The following is a 19904-nucleotide window of genomic DNA, read 5'->3' as shown; positions in this document are numbered from 1 at the left end:
CGGCGGCGTCCGGCCCCGGTGGTGTCTACCGGGGCCGGACGCGTGCCGGGCATACGCTGTCCGTCGAGTCGGGAGAGCCGACTTCGACCGACAGTTAGGACCACCGTGCGCCGCACCGCCGGTTTGCTTCTCACCCTGCCGCTGCTGCTGGCGGTCGCCTGCAGCAGTTCCCCCAAGGCGGCCGGTCCGGCGACACCGTCCCCGGCGAGCGCCGCCCCGACGGTGCCGGCGCCGGTCTCCGAGGCGTCGCCGATGCCCACTCTTTCGGGTGGCGGGTACGGCAGCAAGGCCACCATCACGATCCCCGAGGGCCAGCAGCCCAGCGGGCAGTTCGTGGTGAACACGGTCAGCGAGGGCGATCGGGCGACCGTCAACAAGGGTGACTGGGTGACGGTCAACTACACCGCGAAGGACTGGACCACCGGCAAGGACCTGCCCAGTTCGTACGACCCCAACGGCAAGCCGCAGCTCTACCAGGCGGGCAGCGGGCAGCTGGTGCCGGCGCTGGACCAGAGCGTGATCGGCAAGAAGGTGGGCAGCCGGCTGCTGGTGGTGGCGCCGCCGGCGGCGGCCTTCGGCGAGCAGGGCTCCACCCAGCTGGGCGTCAACAAGAACGACACCGTGGTGTTCGTGCTGGACATCATGGAGAGCCTGCCGCAGGACTCCACGCTGAGCGGGACCATGACCCAGCCGCCCGCGACCCTGCCGCAGGTCAAGGACAACGGCAAGGCGCCGGTGACGATCACCATCCCGGCCGGGCAGCCCGCGCCCACCGACCTGCAGCAGGCGGTGCTGATCAAGGGCGAGGGCAAGCCGGTCAAGAGCGGGCAGACCCTGGTGGTGCAGTACACCGGGGTGCTGTGGAGCAACGGCCAGCAGTTCGACTCCTCCTGGACGCACGGCGGTGCGCAGGCGGTGCAGATCGGCACCGGCAGCGTGATCGAGGGCTGGGACAAGGGCCTGGTCGGGCAGACCGTCGGCAGCCGGGTGATGCTCGTGGTGCCGCCCGCGCTCGGCTACCAGGACAAGGCGCAGGGCGCCGTCCCGGCGAACTCGACGCTGGTCTTCGTGATCGACATCCTGGAAGCGGTCTAGGAAGTCACCCGGGGGATTCCGTACGCTTGGGCGGACGCTCGTACAACGAAGCGTCCGCCCTCATCCTGAGCTGTCATACTGCCCTCGCGCTGTGGCAGGCGCCGCCCGGCGCCAAGGTCCGGGGCGGGCGGTGCGACGGCAGGCCGGCGCTCAGCACGCCGGGCGCAGACCTGGAAGACCTGTGGCGAGATGGATGGGGAGTCATGACTGAGAAGACGCCGAGCCCGGGCGGGGCCGGCACCGCGGCGAACGACAGCCCTGCGGGTGACCCGGCCGCCTCCCGTCCCGGCGGCCCGCTTCCGGGGGACGGCGAGTCGATCGTCGTTCCGCCGTCGATCCTGAAGCAGCAGGCCGGCTGGGCGCAGCCCGGTGAGACGCCGCGTGCCTCGGGCGGGACGACCACCGACGACACCCCGCAGATCTTCGCCTCCACCGTGCGCCGGGCCGACACCTCCGAGGCCGGGTACGACGAGAACCCGCCGGGGGTCGGCCGGCTCGGCGTGATCCTCGGCACGGTGCTGGCCCTGCTGCTGGCCGGCAGTGCCGTGACGCTCTACCTGGTGAACAAGGACGGCGACAAGGACACCAACGCGGCCAAGCCGGACGCGGCCAAGACCGCGCCGCCCAAGCCGAGCGCCGAGCCGGTGCCGCCGATCAAGGACAGCGCCAAGGTGCTGCCGACCGTCGCCGGTGACTTCGGCAAGAAGGCCGAGATCCAGGTACCGGGCGAGCCGTCCGACGGTTCCTTCGTGGTCAAGGTGCTCTCCGAGGGCTCCGGCGCCAAGGTGGACAAGAACTCCTGGACCTCGGTGGACTACACCGCCAAGGACTGGAACACCGGCAAGGACATCCCGAGCTCGTACGACGCCAACGGCAAGCCGCAGATCTTCCAGGCCGGCACGGACTCGCTGATCCCGGCGCTGGACCAGGCCGTGATCGGGAAGAAGGCCGGCAGCCGGCTGCTGGTGGTGGCCCCGCCGGCCGCCGCGTTCGGCTCGCAGGGCAAGGCCGACATGTCGATCGGGGCGAAGGACGACCTGATCTTCGTGATCGACATCCGCAACGCCAACGCGCCCGACGCGGTGGTCAGTGGCACGGTCACCCCGCCGCCGGCGGACTTCCCGCAGGTCAAGGACAACGGCAAGAAGCCGGCCGAGATCACCCCGGTGGCCGGCGCCAAGGACCCGACCGAGCTGAAGTCCCACGTCCTGATCAAGGGCACCGGGCCGAAGGTGGAGAAGGGCGAGAAGGTCGTCGTCCAGTACACCGGCGCGCTGTTCAAGGACGGCAAGGTGTTCGACTCCTCGCTCAGCAAGGGCCAGGCGTTCACCTTCCCGGTCGGCGGCGGCCAGGTCATCCAGGGCTGGGACCAGGGCCTGGAGGGCCAGACCGTGGGCAGCCGGGTCGAGCTGGTGATCCCGGCCGCGCTGGGCTACGGCGACAAGGGCCAGGGCGACATCCCGCCCGGCGCGACGCTGGTCTTCGTGGTGGACATCCTCGACGCCGGTCAGGGCTGATCCACTTTCGGGTGACAATGGTGTGCGTGTGACCTTCGGGTCCGGCCGCGTGGCCGGACCCGGACGGGCGGCGGGCGCCTGTACCGTGGTCCGCCCGTACGTCGTCCGGGCGGACCTGCGGTGCGGGCGTCCGCCGCTTGGTCGTGAATGCAACGCGAAACCTGAGAAGAGGGACTGTGAGCGTCAACCTCAACGAGAAGCCCGAGATCGACTTCCCGATCGGCGACGCCCCGGCGGAGCTGCAGATCCGCGACATCGTCGTGGGCGAGGGCGCGGAGGCCAAGAAGGGCCAGAACGTCAGCGTCCGCTACGTCGGCGTGACCTTCGAGACCGGCGAGGAGTTCGACGCCAGCTGGAACCGGAGCCCGAACGAGTTCCGCTTCCCGCTCGGTGGCGGCCGCGTCATCAAGGGCTGGGACCAGGGCGTCGTCGGCATGAAGGTCGGCGGCCGCCGCGAGCTGACCATCCCGTCGCACCTGGCGTACGGCAACCAGTCGCCGACCCCGGCCATCCCGCCGGGCTCGACCCTGATCTTCGTGGTCGACCTGCTGGCCGTCTGAGCCCGCTCGCGCCGTGGGCCGGACCCCTCCGGGGGCCCGGCCCACGGGCGTGTCCGGGGCCGGTGGGCGCGACGCGGGGACCAGGCAAGGGACGGCTCCGGGGTCGGGCTCGGACCGGCCTGGGGACCGGGCTCGGGAGCGCTCGGGGGCCGGGCGCGGGGCGCGGCTTTTGCAGCGCGTACCGCTACCGGTACGGTCGGTCCCGCCGGGTGGTGATCGCCCGGTTGGCGCACCCCGCGCGCGGCGCGGCACACCGGAAGGGTCAGCGATGGCGATCGCCAAGGCAGAGCGGCTGATGAATCTCGCCCTGTGCCTGATGAACACCAGACGTCCGCTCTCCAAGAAGGAGCTGCGGGAATCCATCGAGGCGTACCGCGAGGCCTGGCAGGCCAGCAGCGAGGACGCCTTCAACCGGATGTTCGAGCGGGACAAGGACGACCTGCGCGAGCTCGGCCTGGTGATCGACGTCGACGAGAGCACCCTGGACGGCGAGCTCGGCTACCTGGCCCGCGCCGACCGCAACCGGCTGCCCGAGATCGCGCTGGACGCCGAGGAGGCGGCCGCGCTGACCCTGGCGGCCCGGGTCTGGCAGCAGGCCAAGATGTCCGGCGCGGCCAGCGGCGCGCTGCAGAAGCTGCGCGCGGCCGGGGTGCCGTTCGCCGAGGCCGAGGGCCGGACCGCCCTGGAGCCGCGCATCCCCGCCCGGGAGGCCGCGTTCGAGCCGCTGCTCACCGCCGCCCGGGACCGCCGTCCGGTCACCTTCGAGTACCGCAAGGCCGGCGCCGCCGCCGTCGAGCAGCGCAGCGTCGAGCCGTGGGCGCTGGAGTGCTGGCGCGGCCACTGGTACCTGGCCGGGTACGACCGCGACCGCGGCGACGCCCGGGTGTTCCGGCTCAGCCGGATCACCGGCAAGGTGCGGGCCAGGAACGGAGCCTTCCTGGGCACCGTGCCCGAGCACGTGGACGTCCGGGCGACCGTGGCGAAGTTCGCGGGGGAGGGTGCCACCGCCACCGCGACCGTCCGGGTCCGCCGGGACGCCGGCTTCCCGCTGCGCACCAAGGCGCTGGCCGGCACCCGGGTCGACGAGGCCTGGGACGAGCTGGAGATCCCCTACGGCAACGGGCTGGGCGCCGACCTGGCGGAGTTCGGGCCGGACGTGCTGGTGCTCGGGCCGGAGGAGCTGCGGGCGGATGTGGTCGACCGGCTGCGGGCGGTCGCGGGGCTGGATGTGGAAGGCGTGCGGGCATGAGCAATGCGATCGACCAGACGCGACGGATGCTGTCGCTGGTCACCTATCTGCGCGAACGGCCGGGGGCCGAGGTCGCCGAGGTGGCCCGGGCCTTCGGGATCAGCGAGCGCGAGCTGATCGGGGACCTCAACGTGCTGCCGATGTGCGGCACCAGCTTCCGCGGCGGCGACCTGCTCGACATCGACACCGACGGCGAGCGGATCTGGTGGCACAACGTCGACGACGTGGCCCAGCCGCTGCGGCTGGCCGCCGACGAGGCGACCGCGCTGCTGGTGGCCGCCCGCGCGGTGGCCGGGCTGCCCGGGCTGCGGGCCGGGGACCGCGAGGCGCTCACCCGGGCCGTCGCCAAGATCGAGAACGCGGCCGGGGAGAGCGCCGAGGGCAGCGCCCGGGTCGGTGTGACCTTCGAGGCGGAGAGCCACGTCTTCGCCGACATCGACCGCGCGCTCAGCGAGGGCCGCCGGCTCTGGCTGCGCTACTACTCGCACGGGCGCGGCGGGATGACCGAGCGCGAGGTCGACCCGATCCGGCTGCTCACCGAGGGCCACACCTACCTCGAAGCCTGGTGCCGCACCTCCGAGGACCACCGGATGTTCCGGCTCGACCGGGTCGCCGAGATCCGCGTCCTGGACGTCCCGGCCGACCCGCCCCGGCGCGAGCCGCGCGACCTGAGCGGCGGGCTGGTCAACCCGGCGGCCGACGACCCCGAGGTGGTCGTCGAGGTCTCCTCCGGCGGGCGCTGGGTGGCCGAGTACTACACCCACGACCGGGCCGAGGAACTGCCGGACGGCGGACTGCGGATCACCCTGCGCAGCGCCGACCCCTCCCAGCTGCGCCCGCTGGCGCTGCGGCTGGGCCGGGACGGCCGGATCGTCTCGCCGCCCGAGCTGGCCGAGCAGGCGCGCTCGGCCGCGCGGGAGGCACTCGCCGCCTACGGGGAGGGGCAGGTCTGAGCGGTGGAACCCGGGACCAGATTCAAGGTGTACTGCTCGGAGTGCCGGGAGAAGGTGGAGCTCCCGGCCGAGGAGTTCCGGCTGACCCTCGGCCGCACCCCGGCCCAGGCGAACTACAGCTTCGGCTGCCCGCTGTGCGGCGCGGCGGTGCGCAAGCCGGCCGGGGAGAAGATCGTCGAGGCGCTCACCGGGGCCGGAGTCCGCACCATGCGGCTCGTCCCGGCCGAGGGGTAGCGCACCCGGCCGGAGCCGCAGGTGGGCCCGTATAGGGTGGGGCGCATGTCCTGGATGCTCGTCGCCGCCGTCCTGCTCGCCACCGCGGGCCTGCTGGTCCTCGGGGTCCTCGCGATCCGGCTCTGGCTGGACGTGCGGGCGCTCGCCAAGGGCGTGGACGCGGCCTCGCGGGCGCTGGCCGCGGCGGCGGAGGAGCTGGCGGACGCGGTGCCGGCCCGGGTCTAGGGTCCGTCCCGCGGCCCCCGCCGTACGGGGGCTGCTGCGTGCGGGCAGGGGCGGGTTACGCTCTCAGATGGCTCCTGAATCCGTGTGCCGGGAGCCGCTGTCCTGTTCGGGCGGCCGTCGTCGTGGCGTCATCCGCAGCGGTTACCATCCGCAGGGGACGGCCCGTCGGGCGGCCGAGACTGAAGGTGGTCGCGCATGCGCATCTCGATGACCGCGATCGTGGTGGTCGTGGTTTTCGCCGTCCTGCTGTTCGGCGCGAAGCGGCTGCCCGATCTGGCGCGTTCGCTCGGGAAGTCGATGCGGATCCTGAAGAGCGAGGCCAGGGCGATGCGCTCGGACGGCGCCGAGGAGGGCGACGCCGCGACGCCGCCCCCGGCGGCGCAGGTCGACGGTGGTCCGGCGACGACCGCGGCCAGGACCATCCAGGCCGCTCCGGGAGCGTCGGGCACGGCCCGTCCGGTGGCCGAGCCCACCGCCGGGCCGTCCGCGGCCGACGGCGACCGCCCGCACTGAGTGCGGCGCACGTGACGAACGCGACCACGGAGGCCCGTCGACCGGCGGGCCTCGACGCACGAGTTGAGGACCGGGGTTGAGCAAGCTCTCCAAGGCGTCGAAGGCGTCCAAGGATCCTGAGGGGCGGATGGCCCTCACCGACCACCTGCGGGAACTGCGCAACCGCGTGGTCAAGTCGGTCCTGGCGATCGTGGTGATCACCATCGTGGCGGCGATCTACCACAGGCAGATCGAGAACTTCCTGCTGGAGCCGCTGCCGCGCTGCACACCGGAGACTGCCGGCCAGTTCAAGGGCAAGTGCGCCCAGGTCTCCAACATCGGTCTGACCGCCGGTTTCACCTGGATGCTCAAGGTGTCGCTGACGGCCGGTGTGGTCGCGACCGTGCCGATCTGGCTCTACCAGGTCTGGGCCTTCGTGGCGCCCGGTCTGCACCGGCACGAGAAGAAGTACGCCGTCATCTTCATGCTGTGCGGGGCGCCGCTCTTCCTGGCCGGTGTGGGCTGCGCCATCCTGGTGCTGCCGACCACCGTCGACGTGCTGATCTCGTTCACCCCGGACAAGACCACGCCGATCCTGCCGCCCGAGGACTACCTCGACATCGCCACCCGGATGGTGCTGGTCTTCGGCCTGGCCTTCGAGTTCCCGCTGCTGCTGGTGATGATGAACATGGTCGGCATGGTCACCGGCAAGCGGCTGCTCGGCTGGTGGCGCGGCATGGTCATGGGCATCACGGTCTTCGCCGCCTTCGCCACCCCGAGCGCCGATCCGGTGAGCATGCTCACGCTGGCAGCGCCGATCTGGGCGCTGTACTTCCTCGCGGTGGGCATCGCGATCGTCAACGACAGGCGCAAGGAGCGCCGCAACCCCGACGCCGGGCTGAGCGACGAGGAGGCCTCGCACCTCGACCTGTCCGTGCAGCCGGTGGCCGGCGCGGAGGCCGTCGGGGCCTCGGCGGCCCCGGTGGCCTCCAGCGCCCCGGTGCCGGCCGCGCGCCACGAGCAGATGGACGACATCACCTGAGCCGGTGAGCCCTGAGGGAGCCCCGGTCCGTCGCGGAGAGCGGCGGGCCGGGGCTTTCCGCTGGTCGGGGGGCGTCCTCGGGTTCCGGTGGCGCGTCCTCGGGTTTCGGTGGGGCGGTCTTGGCAGGGTGGATGGCATGTGACATATTACTGACGTGCTCAAGACCCAGAGACCTCCCCTGGACGTCGTCGTGGTCGGCGCCGGCGTGGTCGGCGCCGCCTGCGCCTACTACGCGGCCCGCGCCGGGCTCACCGTCGCCGTCGTCGACCGCGGGCCGGTGGCCGGCGGCACCACCGGCGCCGGTGAGGGCAACCTGCTGGTCTCCGACAAGGAGCCCGGGCCCGAACTCGACCTCGCCCTGCTCAGCACCCGGCTCTGGCGCGACCTCGCCGAGGACCTCGGCGAGGCCGTCGAGTACGAGGCCAAGGGCGGCGTGGTGGTCGCCTCCACCGCCGCCGGGCAGGAGGCGCTGCGGGCCTTCGCGGCCGGGCAGCGCGCCGTCGGGGTGCTCGCCGAGGAGGTGCCCGGCGAGCGGCTGCGGGAGCTGGAGCCGCACCTCGCCCCCGGCCTGGCCGGCGGCTTCCACTACCCGCAGGACGCCCAGGTCCAGCCCGCCCTGGCCGCCGCCCACCTGCTGCGCGCGGCCCGGCGGCGGGGTGCCGAGCTGATCACGGGGGAGACCGTGACCGCCATCGACCGGGGACCGGACGGCGCCGTGCGCGGCGTACGGACCGACCGCCGCCGGCTGGCCGCGCCCGCCGTGGTCAACGCCGCCGGCACCTGGGGCGGCGAACTGGCCGCCCTGGCCGGGGTGCACCTGCCGGTGATGCCCCGCCGCGGCTTCGTCCTGGTCACCGAGCCGCTGCCGAGGGTCGTCCGGCACAAGGTCTACGCCGCCGACTACGTGGCCAACGTGGCCAGCGGCTCGGCCGGGCTGGAGACCTCCGCCGTGGTCGAGGGCACCCCGGGCGGGCCGGTGCTGATCGGCGCCAGCCGCGAGCGGGTCGGCTACGACCGCACGCTCTCCCAGGAGGTGCTGCGGCGGCTGGCCGACCAGGCCGCGGAGCTCTTCCCGGTGCTCGCGGACGTCACCGTGCTGCGCGCCTACCGGGGCTTCCGCCCGTACCTGCCGGACCACCTGCCGGCCATCGGCGAGGACCCCAGGGCGCCCGGGCTCTACCACGCCTGCGGGCACGAGGGCGCCGGCATCGGGCTGGCCCCGGCGACCGGGCTGCTGATCAGCGAACAGCTCACCGGCAAGCGGCCGGAACAGGACCTCGCGCCGTTCCGCGCGGACCGGTTCCCGCTCGCCTGACGCACCCGGGCCGCAGCCCGCCGTTCCGTACGAGATGCCGTTCCGCATGAGATTCCGTCCTGGATTGGAGACGCCGCCGATGCGCCGCCGCCGCACCCCCGCCGGGCTGGTCGAGGCCGAGCCCGGGCCCGCCCACCACATCGAGTTCGACGGGCGGCCGGTCCGCGCGCTGCCCGGGCAGTCCATCGCCGCCGCGCTCTGGGCCGACGGCGTGCTCGCCTGGCGCACCACCCGGGTCGGCGGGGCGCCGCGCGGGGCGTTCTGCGGGATCGGCAGCTGCTTCGACTGCCTGGCCACCGTGAACGGCCGCCCCAACCAGCGCACCTGCCTGCTCCCCGCCGAGCCCGGCACCACCGTCACCACCCAGGAGGGCCACGGCCGTGCCGACCTCGCCGTCTGACTCCTCGCCGTTCGGTTCCCCGCGGTCCGGTTCCTCGCAGTCCGGCTCCTCGCCGGTCGACCTCGCCGTGGTCGGGGCCGGCCCGGCCGGGCTCGCCGCCGCCGTCACCGCCGCCGACCTCGGGCTGCGCTGCGTCCTGCTGGACGGCGGGCAGCAGACCGGTGGGCAGTACTACCGCCACCCGGCGCCCGGCCTCGGCGCCGCCCGGCCGGACCGGCTGCACCACCACTGGTCCGCCTACACCGGTCTGGCCGACCGGCTCGCCGCCCACGAGCGGGCCGGGCGGGCCGTCTTCCGGGGCGGGCACCAGGTCTGGGCGCTGGAGCGCTCCGCGGACGGCTTCGCGGTGCACGTCTCCTGCGGGCCCGGGAGCACCGACCGGGCCACCGTCCGAGCCCGGTCGGTGCTGCTCGCCACCGGCGCGTACGAGCGGCAGCTGCCGTTCCCCGGCTGGACCCTGCCCGGGGTGGTGACCGCGGGCGGCGCCCAGGCGATGCTCAAGGCCGGACTGGTGCTGCCCGGACGGCGGATCGTGGTCGCCGGGAGCGGACCGCTGCTGCTCGCGGCGGCGTCCTCGCTGGTCACCGCCGGGGCCGAGGTGCCCGCGGTGGTCGAGGCCACCGCCTACCTCGGGTACGCCCGGCGGCCCGGCGCGCTGGCGGGCGTCCCCGGCAAGCTGGTCGAGGGCGCCGGGCACGGCGCCGCGCTGCTGCGGCACGGCGTCCGGCTGCGGCCGCGCAGCGCGGTGGTCGAGGCGCACGGGACGGACCGCGTCACCGGTGTCACGGTGGCCCGGCTGGACGCCGACTGGCGCCCGCTGCCCGGCACCGGGCGGCGGATCGCCTGCGACGCGCTCGCCGTCGGCCACGGCCTGCTGCCGCAGATCGACCTGGCCACCGAGCTGGGCGCGCGCACCCGGACCGGGCCGGACGGCGCGGTCGCGCTGGCGGTCGACGCCAGGCTGCGCACCAGCGTGCCCGGCCTGTGGTCGGCGGGGGAGACCAACGGCGTCGGCGGCGCCGACCTCGCGCTCGCCGAGGGCGAGCTGGCCGCGCACGCGGTGACCGGGGCGCTGCCGGGGGCCGCGCTGCTGCGCCGCCGCTCCCGGCTGCGGGCCTTCGCGGAGCTGATGGCCGCCGCCCACCGGCCCGGGCCGGGCTGGACCGGGTGGCTGCGTCCGGACACTGACGTCTGCCGGTGCGAGGAGGTGCCGGTCGCGGCGATCCGGGAGGCCGTGGACGAGCTGGGCGCGGGCGATCCGCGCACCGTCAAGCTGCTCACCCGGGCCGGGATGGGCTGGTGCCAGGGGCGGATGTGCGGTCCGGCCGTGGCCTGCCTGGCCGGCTCGGGTGAGCCGGGGCCGGACCGGCGGCCGCTGGCCTGCCCGGTGCCGCTGTCCCAGCTGGCGGTCGGTCCGTCCGGGTCGTCCGGCGAGGACGCCGACACGGCTTGAGGTCCGTCGAACACGCGGGCCGGGGACTCTTGTCTCCGGCCCATCTCCTCTAATAAAATGTCACACCTCACCAAGGAGCTCACCGTGTCCAACACCCCACACGACACCGCCCGGCCCTGGCGCGGCATCATGGTCGCCACCACGATCCCGCTGCGCCCGGACCTCTCCGTCGACTACGACGCGTACGCCGAGCACGTCCGCTGGCTGATCGAGTCCGGCTGTGACGGCGTCGTCCCCAACGGCTCGCTGGGCGAGTACCAGACGCTCACCGCCGAGGAGCGCGCCCGCGTCGTCGAGGTGGCCGTCGAGGCGGCCGGCGACGGCTCCCGGGTGATGCCCGGCGTGGCCGCGTACGGCAGTGCCGAGTCCCGCCGCTGGGCCGAGCAGGCCGCCGAGGCCGGCGCCGGCTCCGTGCTCCTGCTGCCGCCGAACGCCTACCGGGCCGACCACGACTCGGTGCGGGCGCACTACGCCGACGTGGCCAAGGCCGGACTGCCCGTCGTGGCGTACAACAACCCGATCGACACCAAGGTCGACCTCGTCCCCGCGCTGCTCGCCCAGCTGCACGGCGAGGGCTCGATCGTCGCGGTCAAGGAGTTCAGCGGGGACGTCCGCCGGGCGTACGAGATCGCCGAGCTGGCCCCCGGGCTGGACCTGCTGATCGGCGCGGACGACGTGCTGCTGGAGCTGGCGCTGGCCGGTGCGGTCGGCTGGATCGCCGGCTACCCGAACGCGCTGCCGGAGGCCTCGGTGGCGCTCTACGACGCCGCCGTCCGGCACGAGCTGGAGACCGCGCTGCCGCTGTACAAGTCGCTGCACTCGCTGCTGCGCTGGGACTCCAAGACCGAGTTCGTCCAGGCCATCAAGCTCTCCATGGACATCGCCGGGCGCCCCGGCGGTCCGGTCCGGGCTCCGCGCCGGCCGCTCACCGCGGAGGTCGAGGCGGCCGTGCGCGCGGCCACCGAGAAGGCGCTGGCCGAGGGCCTCGCGTAGGACCACCGCTCCGCCTCCCGGTCGGCTGCGGCGGCAGCCGGCCCGGCGCCGGATCCCTGAACGTCCATCGACCATCCGAACCTGTACGGGAGTTGTGACCCATGCGCAGCCGTCACGTGTTCCACGCCGTCGACTCGCACACCGAGGGCATGCCGACCCGGGTGATCACCGGCGGCTTCGGCGTCATCCCCGGCGCCACCATGGCCGAGCGCCGGGTGCACTTCCAGGAGCACCTGGACCACTTCCGCACCCTGCTGATGTACGAGCCGCGCGGCCACGCGGCGATGAGCGGCGCCATCCTGCAGCCGCCCACCCGGCCGGACGCCGACTTCGGCGTGCTGTACATCGAGGTCTCCGGACTGCTGCCGATGTGCGGGCACGGCACCATCGGCGTCGCCACCGTCCTGGTCGAGACCGGGATGGTGCCGGTGGTCGAGCCGGTCACCACCGTACGGCTGGACACCCCGGCCGGACTGGTGGTCGCCGAGGTGCGGGTGGAGGACGGCGCCGCCACGGCGGTCACCATCCGCAACGTCGCCTCCTACTCCGTCGCGCTGGACCGCAAGATCGAGGTGCCCGGCTACGGCACGGTGACCTACGACCTCGCGTACGGCGGCAACTTCTACGCCATCCTGCCGCTCGCCGAGTTCGGGCTGCCCTTCGAGCGCGAGCGCAAGCAGGAGATCCTGGACGCCGGCCTCGCGATGATGGACGCGATCAACGCGGGCCCCGACCGGCCGGTGCACCCGGAGGACCCGTCCATCCACAGCTGCCACCACGTGCAGCTGCTCGCCCCCGGCTCCACCGCCGAGCACTCCCGGCACGCGATGGCCATCCACCCCGGCTGGTTCGACCGCTCGCCCTGCGGCACCGGCACCTCGGCGCGGATGGCGCAGCTGCACGCGCGCGGGGAACTGCCGCTCGGGCAGGACTTCCGCAACGACTCCTTCATCGGTACGACCTTCACCGGGCGGCTGGTCGAGGGGGCCGAGGTGGCCGGGCGGCCCGCCGTGGTGCCGACCGTCACCGGGCGGGCCTGGATCACCGGCACCGCCCAGTACTTCCTCGACCCGAGCGACCCGTTCCCGGCGGGGTTCCTGCTGTAGGCCGGGCCCGCTCCGAACGCAAGCCGGGTTCGCTCCGAACGCAAGCCGGGCTCGCCCCGAACGCAAGCCGGGCCCGCTCCGGACCTCCCCTGAAGGGCTGCCAGTCGTGACCATCACCTCGTACAACCCCGCCGACCCGGACGACCTCGTGGTCGCCGTCGAGGAGCCCGGCGCCGACGCCGTGCGGGCCGCCGTCGGGCGGGCCCGGACCGCGCAGGCCGGCTGGCTCGCGGCCGGCGCGGGCGCCCGCTCGGCGGCGCTCGGCCGGATCGCCGACGCCGTCGAGGCGCACGCGGAGGAGCTGACCGCGCTGATCGTGCGCGAGGTCGGCAAGCCGCTCGCCGAGGCGCGCGGCGAGGTCGCCCGCACCGCGGCGATCTGGCGCTACTACGCGCAGGCGCCGTACGCGGCCTCCGGGGCGGTGCACGAGCCCGCCGCCGGGCCCGGGCTGCTGCTCACCCGGCGCCGCCCGTACGGGGTGGCCGGGCTGATCGCGCCGTGGAACTTCCCGTTGGCGATCCCGAGTTGGAAGGCCGCCCCGGCGCTGGCGGTGGGCAACACGGCGGTGCTCAAGCCGGCGCCCGAGGCGACGGCGTGCGCGCTGCGACTGGCGGAGCTGACCCGCGCGGCGGGGCTGCCCGAGGACGTGTTCACGGTGCTGCCCGGCGGGGCGGCGGAGGGCGCGGCGCTGGTCGACGCGGCGGACGTGCTCTCCTTCACCGGCTCGACCGGCGTCGGCCGGGCCGTGGTGCGCGCCGCGACCGAGCGCGGGGTGCCGGTTCAGGCCGAACTCGGCGGACTGAACGCCGCGTTGGTGCTTCCGGACGCCGACATCGCGCAGGCCGCCGGCCACATCGCGGCCGCCGTCGCCGGGTACGCCGGGCAGAAGTGCACCGCCACCAGCCGGGTGATCGCGGTCGGCGCCGCGTTCGAGCCGCTGCGCGAGGCGCTGGTCAAGGCGCTGGCGGCGGTCGACGACTCGGTGTGCGGGCCGCTGGTCAACTCCGGTGCCAGGGACCGGTTGACGGCCGCCGTCGACTCGGCCGTGGCGGCCGGGGCGAACGTGCTCACCGGCGGTGCGGTGCCCGAGCGGGCCGGCTGGTACGTCGAGCCGACCCTGCTCGCCGACGTGCCGGCCGAACACCCGCTGGCCCGCGAGGAGTTCTTCGGACCGATCGCCGTGCTGCACGCCGCCGCCGACCTGGACGAGGCGATCGCGCTCGCCAACGACACCCCGCACAGCCTCTCCACCTCGGTGCACACCCGTAGCCTGGACGTGGCGCTGGCCGCCGCCGACCGGCTGGACGCGGGCATGATCCGGGTCAACGCCCCCTCCAGCGGCGTCGACTTCCACCTGCCCTTCGGCGGCGCCAAGGGCGCGAGCCACGGCGAACGTGAACAGGGCCAGGCGGCCCTGGACTTCTACACCGTCAGCCGGACGGTCAGCGTACTGCCGGGCGGAGGTGCCTGATGTTCGTCCGCACCGTCGACTACCACACCGCCGGCGAGCCGTTCCGGATCGTGCTGGACGGCACGCCGGCCATCCCCGGCGACACCGTCGCCGAACGCCGGGCCATCGCGCTCGGTGCGGGCGGCAGCGCCACCGCTCCCCGGCCCGGCGCGCTGGACGAGGTCCGGCGGCTGCTCACCCGCGAGCCGCGTGGACACGCCGGGATGTACGGCGGGTTCCTGGTGCCGCCGGACGACGACGAGGCCCACCTGGGCGTGCTGTTCTGGCACAAGGACGGCTACTCGACCGCCTGCGGGCACGGCACCATCGCGCTCGGTGCCTGGGCGGTGGAGTCCGGGCTGGTCGCCGCCCCCGAGGACGGCGTGGCCCGGGTGCGGATCGACGTGCCCTCCGGCCGGGTCACCGCGCTGGTCCACCGGGCCGGCGGGCGCACCACCGGTGTCACCTTCCGCAACGTGCCCACCCGGGTGAGCGCGCTGAAGCTGCCGGTGCGGACCTCGCGCGGCACGGTGGAGGTCGCGGTGGCGCACTCCGGCGCCTGCTACGTGTCGGTGCCGGCCGCGACCCTCGGGCTCGCCGTGGAGCCGTCGCTGCTGCCCGAACTCACCGCCGTGGGGCGGGAGATCAGGGCGGCGCTGGCCGACGCGGACGCGGTGGCGCACCCGACCGACCCCCGGCTGTCCGGGGTCTACGGAGTGATCCTGTACGACGAACTCCCCTCCGCGGACGGCGGGTTGAACCAGCGGAACGTCACCGTCTTCGCGGACGGGCAGATCGACCGCTCGCCCTGCGGCTCCGGTACCTCCGCCCGGCTCGCGGTCCTCGCCGCGGAGGGCCGGCTGGCGCCGGGGGAGGCGCTGCGGCACGAGTCCGTCATCGGCACGGTGTTCACCGGCCGGGCGCTCCCGGGCGGTGACCCGCTCGGCGAGGGCGTCGTCACCGAGGTCGGCGGGACGGCCCACCGCACCGGCGAGCACGGCTTCGTCCTGCAGCCGGGCGACGAACTGGGGACGGGGTTCCTCCTGTGAGACCGACCGAACCGCCCGGCGCGGCCGTTGTGCCGCTCCAGTACGCCGTGCCGGGCACCGGCGGAGTCGGGCCCGCCGGGGCGGTGGGGGCGATCGAGCGGGTGCTGCTGGACGGGTTCGACCCGGAGGCGGCACCCGCCCGGTCGGCGGTGCCGGTGCCGGCCGGCGAGCTGCTGCTGATGCCGGCCGCCGCCGGGCCGTACGCGGGCGTGAAGATCGCCGGGGTCGCGCCGGCCAATCCGGAGCACGGACTGCCCCGGATCACCGGCAGCTACCTGCTGCTCGACGGACCCACCCTGCAGCCGCTCGCGCTGCTGGACGGCGCCGCGCTCACCGCGCTGCGCACACCGGCCGTCACCGCCGCCGCCCTCCGGCGGCTCGCGGTGCCGGAGGCGGCGCACCTCGTGCTGTTCGGCTCCGGGCCGCAGGCGTACGGGCACCTGGACGCGCTGCTGGCCGTCCGGCCGCTGACCCGGCTCACCGTGGTCGCGCGCCACGCCGAGCGGGCCGCGGCGCTGGCCGGGTACGGGCGGCGGCTCGGGCTGACGGCCGCGGTCGCGGGGCCGGAGGCCGTCGCGGAGGCGGACCTGGTGGTCTGCTGCACCACCGCGCGCACGCCGCTGTTCGACGGCGGGCTGGTGCCCGGGCACGCGGCGGTGGCGGCCGTCGGCTCGCACGAGCCGGACGCCCGGGAGGTGGACCAGGCGCTGGTCGGTCGCGCCGAGCTGTACGTGGAGGCCCGCTCGGTCGCGGGCCGGGAGGCCGGGGACCTGCTGATGGCGGGCGTGGCCGGGCGGCGGCTGTGGAACCTGGCCGAGCTGGTGCGCGGCGAGGCGCCGGTGCCGGCGGGGCGGCCGCGGTTCTTCAAGAGCGTCGGGATGGCCTGGGAGGACCTGGCGGTCGCGGCGGAGGTGTACCGGGCGGGGCGCGCCGCGCCGGCGTAGCGGGCCCGGTCAGCGCTGCGGACGGTCCGACGGCCCGGTGTGGCAGTGCGGTCGGCGAGCCGGAGTCGGAGCCGGAGCCGGAGTCGGAGCCAGAGCCGGAGTCGGCCCGGAGGGAAGGGATCCCCCGCCGGGCCGGCTCCTTCGCGTTCCCGGTGCCGTTCCGTGTCGTTCCGTGTCGTTCCCTGTCGTCCGGTGGCCGCTGGTGCCGTCCGGTGGCAGATCGTGTCCCGCCGGTCGTTGTCATGGCCGACGGCCGCTGCCACCATGAGCGTCGACGGGCCCGGCGGGTCCGACCGTCCTGGCGGGCCGCTCGAATCACGGACAGTTGCGCACGCAACGCAACGTGACATTGTACGCTGGTGTTCTGCACCCACCCGGAGGAACACCATGGCCGACCTCAAACCCCGCACCCTGATCTCCGTCCAGGAGCGGCTTCGCGACCAGGTCGCCCACGCGCTCCGGGCGGCCCTGATCTCCGGCGAGCTCCGCCCCGGCGTGGTCTACTCCGCCCCCGCCCTCGCCGCCGACTTCGGCGTCTCCGCCACCCCCGTCCGCGAGGCCATGCTCGACCTCGCCCGCGAGGGCCTGGTCGAAGCCGTCCGCAACAAGGGCTTCCGGGTCACCGAGCTCACCGAGCGCGACCTCGACGACTACACCGAGATCCGGGCCCTGATCGAGGTCCCGACGGTCGGCCGGGTCACCCGCAGCGCCACCGAGGAGCAGCTGGAGCGGCTGCGCCCGCAGGCCGAGGCGATCGTCGCGGCGGCGCGCAAGCACGACCTGATCGGCTACCTGGAGGCCGACCGGCAGTTCCACCTCGACCTGCTCGGCCTGGCCGGCAACGCCCGGCTGGTCGACGTCGTGGGCGACCTGCGCAAGCGCTCGCGGCTGTACGGGCTGAACCGGCTCGACGAGCGCGGCGAGCTGGTCTCGTCGGCGGAGGAGCACCTGGAGCTGCTGGACCTGATGATCGCCGGCGACGCGGCGGCGGCCGAGGCCTGCATGACGCGGCACCTCAGCCACGTGCGGTCGCTCTGGGCCGGCCAGGACGAGGCCGAGCCGGAGCGCCCGACGCTGCGCCTGCGGGCTCGGTAGGGAGCCAAACCACCCGTTGGGGTGAATGTGGAGGACCGGGTGTCGGGGGACGCCCGGTCCTCCACCATGATGGTCTCGACATCGGCAGTCAGGAGGAATTCCATGTCCGCCGCAGCAGTGGAAGAGCCCTTCGAGACGCCCTTGGTCGACGACGTACTGGACGACGTACGGACTGCCGAGAAGTAGTGCCGTACTCCGTGCTCGGCATGGCCGAGGTTCTTTTCGAGCGCTTCCCCAAGCACCGGGTGGAGGTGCTGGGTGGTGAGGTGTCCGTCGAGCCGTTGCCGGACGGCGTCACGCCGAAATCCTCACGGACGTGATGGTCGCGTGCTTCCGGGCCGGGATGGTCGACCGGGATCCTTGGCCCGTCCAGCGGCTCGCGATCTGGCTGCCCACCGGGCCGGATGACTTCGCGATGCCGGACCTGTCGGTCGTGGATGGTGAGTTCCACGACCGCATGGTCACGTACAACTGCTACGACCCGGCGGTCTTCCGGCTGGTGCCGGAGGTGACCTCGGCTGCGCTGTGCAGTGACCTCACCAGGAAGCCCGCCGCGTACGCGATGGCCGGGGTGCCGGTGTACGTCATCGTGGACCGGGCCGGTCGGCGGGTGGTGGTGCTGACCGAGCCCGAGGACGGCGAGTACCGGAAGGAGGTCGTCCACGGTCCGGGGCGGGTGTTCACCCTGCCGGAGTCGATCGGGGTGTCGGTGGCCCTGGGCGTGGACGACCTGCTCTCCTAGCCGACCGCCGCCGGGAGGGTCAGCTTTCCGTCGTGGACCTCGGCGATCTGGTCGACGGCCGTCAGGTGGGTGCGGTCGTGGGTGACCAGGACCGTCGCCGTCGCCCGGCGGTGGGTGAGTTCGGTGATCAGGTCCAGGACGGCGGCGCCGCGTTCGTGGTCGAGGGCGCTGGTGGGCTCGTCCACCAGGAGCACCGTGGGGTCGTTCATCAGGGCCCGCGCGATGTTGACCCGCTGGCGCTGGCCGCCGGAGAGCTGGTGCGGGCGGCGGCCCGCCTGCTCGCGGAGGCCGACGGCGTCCAGGAGGTCCAGGGCGCGGGGAAGGGCCTCGCGCGGGGAGCGCCCGTCGAGGTGGGCCATCACCTGGAGCTGTTCGGCGGCGGTGAGCGAGGGCAGCAGGTTGGCCTGCTGGAAGACGATGCCGATCCGGGTGCGGCGCAGCGCGCTGAGGTCCGCCCGGCTGAGGCCCGCGGTGTCGGTGCCGTCGATGACGACCTGCCCGGAGTCCGGGGCGATCAGGGTGGCGGCCACCGCGAGCAGGCTGGACTTGCCGGAGCCGGACGGGCCGACGACGGCGGTGATCGAGCCCTTGGGGACGGTCAGCGAGACGTCGTCGAGTGCGGTGAGCCGGCTGTCGCCGTCCGGGTAGGTCAGGGTGATGTGGTCGAGGGTCAGGCTCATGCGCCCGCCTCCCTTCGCTCGGCGGGGGCAGTCGCCCCCGCGCGCCTTCTGGTGGTCGGTTCGGTCCGCTCGTTCACCGGGCGCTGCCCAGCGCGGTCAGCGGGTCGACGGAGGTGATCCGGCGGATGGACAGGGCCGCGCCGACCGCACCGAGGGCGATCATGACGGCGGCGGGCAGCAGGAGGGTCGGCGCGTCCAGGACGAAGGGCACCGCGGAGCCGATCAGCGCGCCGGCGCCGAGCGCGATCGCGGTGCCGACGGCCGTGCCGAGCACCAGCAGCAGGACGGCCTGGCCGAGCGCGTCGCGCAGCAGGTAGCGGGTGGAGGCGCCGAGGGCCTTGAGGACGGCGACGTCGCCGCTGCGCTGGATCGTCCAGACGGTGAAGAACGCGCCGATCACCAGCGCCGAGATGGCGAACAGGAAGCCGCGCATCAGCTGGAGGGAGCCGTTCTCGGAGGTGTAGGAGCCGATCGCGGCGAGGGCGTCGTCGCGGGTGTGGCTCTCCGTGCCGTGCCGGGCGTCGGCGGCGGCCAGGTCGGCGCCCTTCGCCGTGGTGAGCGCGATGACGGTGGCGTGGCCGGCGCCGCCGGGGGCGAACTGCTGCCAGTCGGTGAGGCTGGTCCAGACCACCGGGGTGTGGCTGTACGCGGCGTCCCCGTCGACGGCCGCGACCCGCAGCGGGTGCCCGGCCAGGGCGAACTCGGCGCCGGGGGCGAGGCCGCCCAGGTTCGCGGCGGCGGTCTTCGACAGCACCGCCTGGCCGGGGGCGATCCGGGCGCCCTGCGGGGCCAGTCCGGAGCCGTCCGGGACGCCGAAGGCGGAGAGCGCGGCGGTGCGCTGCCCGGCGGCGGCCTTGGTGGTGGTGATGCCGAGCGGCTGGGCGGAGGTGACCCCGGGCTCGCGGGCCCAGGCCTGCCACTGCTCGGGGGTGACCTGGGAGTCGGTGAAGGACAGCTTCTGCCCGTCGGCGGGCTTGCCGAAGACCAGGTGGTCGGCGGACAGGCCGGTGATGGCGGAGATGTTCTGCCGGCCGAGTCCGGCGGTCAGCCCGGACAACAGGCCGACCAGTACGGTGATCAGCACGATGACGGTTCCCATCAGGGCGAACCGCCCCTTGGCGAACCTCAGGTCCCTCCAGGCGACGAACACGGTGGCCTTCCTCTGCACAGTTGGTTTCCGACGCTCCCCACCGTCCTGGATCGGCGGGCCTCGCGGCATCGCGCCGGGGATTGCATCCTGGGCATCGAAGGGCAGAAGCGGAGTTCAACCTTTTGATTGATGCCGCACCCGGGAACGGAACTTAGGCTGG

Annotated in this window: 22 protein-coding genes; 20 read left to right on the top strand and 2 right to left on the bottom strand. The window is 74.3% G+C overall.

Annotated features, from left to right (window positions below; genetic code table 11):
- Nucleotides 1-105 precede the first annotated feature (105 nt).
- The 20 genes from AB0Q99_RS21720 to AB0Q99_RS21625 all read left to right on the top strand — a co-directional run bounded on the left by AB0Q99_RS21720 (nucleotide 106) and on the right by AB0Q99_RS21625 (nucleotide 17914).
- Nucleotides 106-1095, top strand: a complete 990-nt coding sequence (locus AB0Q99_RS21720; protein ID WP_363574150.1) for an FKBP-type peptidyl-prolyl cis-trans isomerase — start codon at nucleotides 106-108, stop codon at nucleotides 1093-1095.
- Nucleotides 1096-1298: 203 nt separating this feature from the next.
- Nucleotides 1299-2612, top strand: a complete 1314-nt coding sequence (locus tag AB0Q99_RS21715; protein ID WP_363574148.1) for an FKBP-type peptidyl-prolyl cis-trans isomerase — start codon at nucleotides 1299-1301, stop codon at nucleotides 2610-2612.
- Between the two features lie 176 nt (nucleotides 2613-2788).
- Nucleotides 2789-3172 carry an FKBP-type peptidyl-prolyl cis-trans isomerase gene (locus AB0Q99_RS21710; protein WP_363574146.1) on the top strand — a complete coding sequence of 128 codons (384 nt, stop codon included), beginning with the start codon at nucleotides 2789-2791 and terminating at the stop codon, nucleotides 3170-3172.
- 268 nt (nucleotides 3173-3440) lie between these two features.
- Nucleotides 3441-4421 carry a WYL domain-containing protein gene (locus AB0Q99_RS21705; RefSeq protein WP_363574144.1) on the top strand — a complete coding sequence of 327 codons (981 nt, stop codon included), beginning with the start codon at nucleotides 3441-3443 and terminating at the stop codon, nucleotides 4419-4421.
- Nucleotides 4418-5374, top strand: a complete 957-nt coding sequence (locus AB0Q99_RS21700; protein ID WP_316520336.1) for a WYL domain-containing protein — start codon at nucleotides 4418-4420, stop codon at nucleotides 5372-5374. The genes AB0Q99_RS21705 and AB0Q99_RS21700 overlap by 4 nt, the downstream gene beginning before the upstream one ends.
- Nucleotides 5375-5377: 3 nt before the next feature.
- Nucleotides 5378-5608 (top strand): hypothetical protein, encoded by a 231-nt coding sequence (locus AB0Q99_RS21695; protein WP_363574142.1) that lies wholly within the window; start codon nucleotides 5378-5380, stop codon nucleotides 5606-5608.
- Nucleotides 5609-5653: 45 nt separating this feature from the next.
- Nucleotides 5654-5833, top strand: a complete 180-nt coding sequence (locus AB0Q99_RS21690; protein WP_363574141.1) for a hypothetical protein — start codon at nucleotides 5654-5656, stop codon at nucleotides 5831-5833.
- 195 nt (nucleotides 5834-6028) lie between these two features.
- Complete coding sequence (gene tatA / locus AB0Q99_RS21685; RefSeq protein ID WP_363574139.1) at nucleotides 6029-6346, top strand: Sec-independent protein translocase subunit TatA; 318 nt, start codon at nucleotides 6029-6031, stop codon at nucleotides 6344-6346.
- A gap of 76 nt (nucleotides 6347-6422) precedes the next feature.
- Complete coding sequence (tatC, locus tag AB0Q99_RS21680; protein ID WP_363574137.1) at nucleotides 6423-7367, top strand: twin-arginine translocase subunit TatC; 945 nt, start codon at nucleotides 6423-6425, stop codon at nucleotides 7365-7367.
- A 154-nt stretch (nucleotides 7368-7521) separates the two neighbouring features.
- Nucleotides 7522-8682 carry an FAD-binding oxidoreductase gene (locus AB0Q99_RS21675; protein ID WP_363574135.1) on the top strand — a complete coding sequence of 387 codons (1161 nt, stop codon included), beginning with the start codon at nucleotides 7522-7524 and terminating at the stop codon, nucleotides 8680-8682.
- Between the two features lie 46 nt (nucleotides 8683-8728).
- Nucleotides 8729-9082 (top strand): (2Fe-2S)-binding protein, encoded by a 354-nt coding sequence (locus tag AB0Q99_RS21670; RefSeq protein WP_363574133.1) that lies wholly within the window; start codon nucleotides 8729-8731, stop codon nucleotides 9080-9082.
- A 67-nt stretch (nucleotides 9083-9149) separates the two neighbouring features.
- A complete protein-coding gene (locus AB0Q99_RS21665; RefSeq protein WP_363574227.1) occupies nucleotides 9150-10535 on the top strand; it encodes an NAD(P)/FAD-dependent oxidoreductase in 1386 nt (461 codons plus the stop codon).
- A gap of 84 nt (nucleotides 10536-10619) precedes the next feature.
- Nucleotides 10620-11528: a dihydrodipicolinate synthase family protein gene (locus tag AB0Q99_RS21660; protein ID WP_363574132.1), complete on the top strand. Its 909-nt coding sequence runs from the start codon at nucleotides 10620-10622 to the stop codon at nucleotides 11526-11528.
- A 101-nt stretch (nucleotides 11529-11629) separates the two neighbouring features.
- On the top strand, nucleotides 11630-12634 hold the full coding sequence (locus tag AB0Q99_RS21655; RefSeq protein WP_363574130.1) for a proline racemase family protein: 1005 nt from the start codon (nucleotides 11630-11632) through the stop codon (nucleotides 12632-12634).
- Nucleotides 12635-12731: 97 nt separating this feature from the next.
- Nucleotides 12732-14105, top strand: coding sequence for an aldehyde dehydrogenase family protein (locus AB0Q99_RS21650; protein ID WP_363574226.1), 1374 nt, complete (start codon nucleotides 12732-12734; stop codon nucleotides 14103-14105).
- On the top strand, nucleotides 14105-15133 hold the full coding sequence (locus AB0Q99_RS21645; protein WP_363574128.1) for a proline racemase family protein: 1029 nt from the start codon (nucleotides 14105-14107) through the stop codon (nucleotides 15131-15133). The genes AB0Q99_RS21650 and AB0Q99_RS21645 overlap by 1 nt, the downstream gene beginning before the upstream one ends.
- A gap of 47 nt (nucleotides 15134-15180) precedes the next feature.
- Nucleotides 15181-16077, top strand: a complete 897-nt coding sequence (locus AB0Q99_RS21640; RefSeq protein ID WP_363574225.1) for an ornithine cyclodeaminase family protein — start codon at nucleotides 15181-15183, stop codon at nucleotides 16075-16077.
- A gap of 387 nt (nucleotides 16078-16464) precedes the next feature.
- Nucleotides 16465-17172 (top strand): GntR family transcriptional regulator, encoded by a 708-nt coding sequence (locus tag AB0Q99_RS21635; protein ID WP_363574127.1) that lies wholly within the window; start codon nucleotides 16465-16467, stop codon nucleotides 17170-17172.
- A gap of 197 nt (nucleotides 17173-17369) precedes the next feature.
- Nucleotides 17370-17492, top strand: coding sequence for a hypothetical protein (locus tag AB0Q99_RS21630; RefSeq protein WP_363574125.1), 123 nt, complete (start codon nucleotides 17370-17372; stop codon nucleotides 17490-17492).
- Nucleotides 17492-17914, top strand: coding sequence for a Uma2 family endonuclease (locus tag AB0Q99_RS21625; RefSeq protein WP_363574223.1), 423 nt, complete (start codon nucleotides 17492-17494; stop codon nucleotides 17912-17914). Before AB0Q99_RS21630 ends, AB0Q99_RS21625 begins: the two co-directional genes overlap by 1 nt.
- Here the strand turns inward: AB0Q99_RS21625 and AB0Q99_RS21620 are convergent.
- On the bottom strand, nucleotides 17911-18594 hold the full coding sequence (locus AB0Q99_RS21620; RefSeq protein ID WP_363574123.1) for an ABC transporter ATP-binding protein: 684 nt from the start codon (nucleotides 18592-18594) through the stop codon (nucleotides 17911-17913). The two genes, AB0Q99_RS21625 and AB0Q99_RS21620, sit on opposite strands and share 4 nt — an antisense overlap.
- A gap of 73 nt (nucleotides 18595-18667) precedes the next feature.
- Nucleotides 18668-19744, bottom strand: a complete 1077-nt coding sequence (locus AB0Q99_RS21615) for an ABC transporter permease (RefSeq protein WP_363574121.1) — start codon at nucleotides 19742-19744, stop codon at nucleotides 18668-18670.
- Nucleotides 19745-19904 lie beyond the last annotated feature (160 nt).

Source organism: Kitasatospora sp. NPDC086791 (genome assembly GCF_040685975.1).
Lineage (GTDB): Bacteria > Actinomycetota > Actinomycetes > Streptomycetales > Streptomycetaceae > Kitasatospora.
The sequence above is the reverse complement of the archived record's forward strand: the minus strand, read 5'-3'. Positions and strand labels throughout refer to the sequence as shown.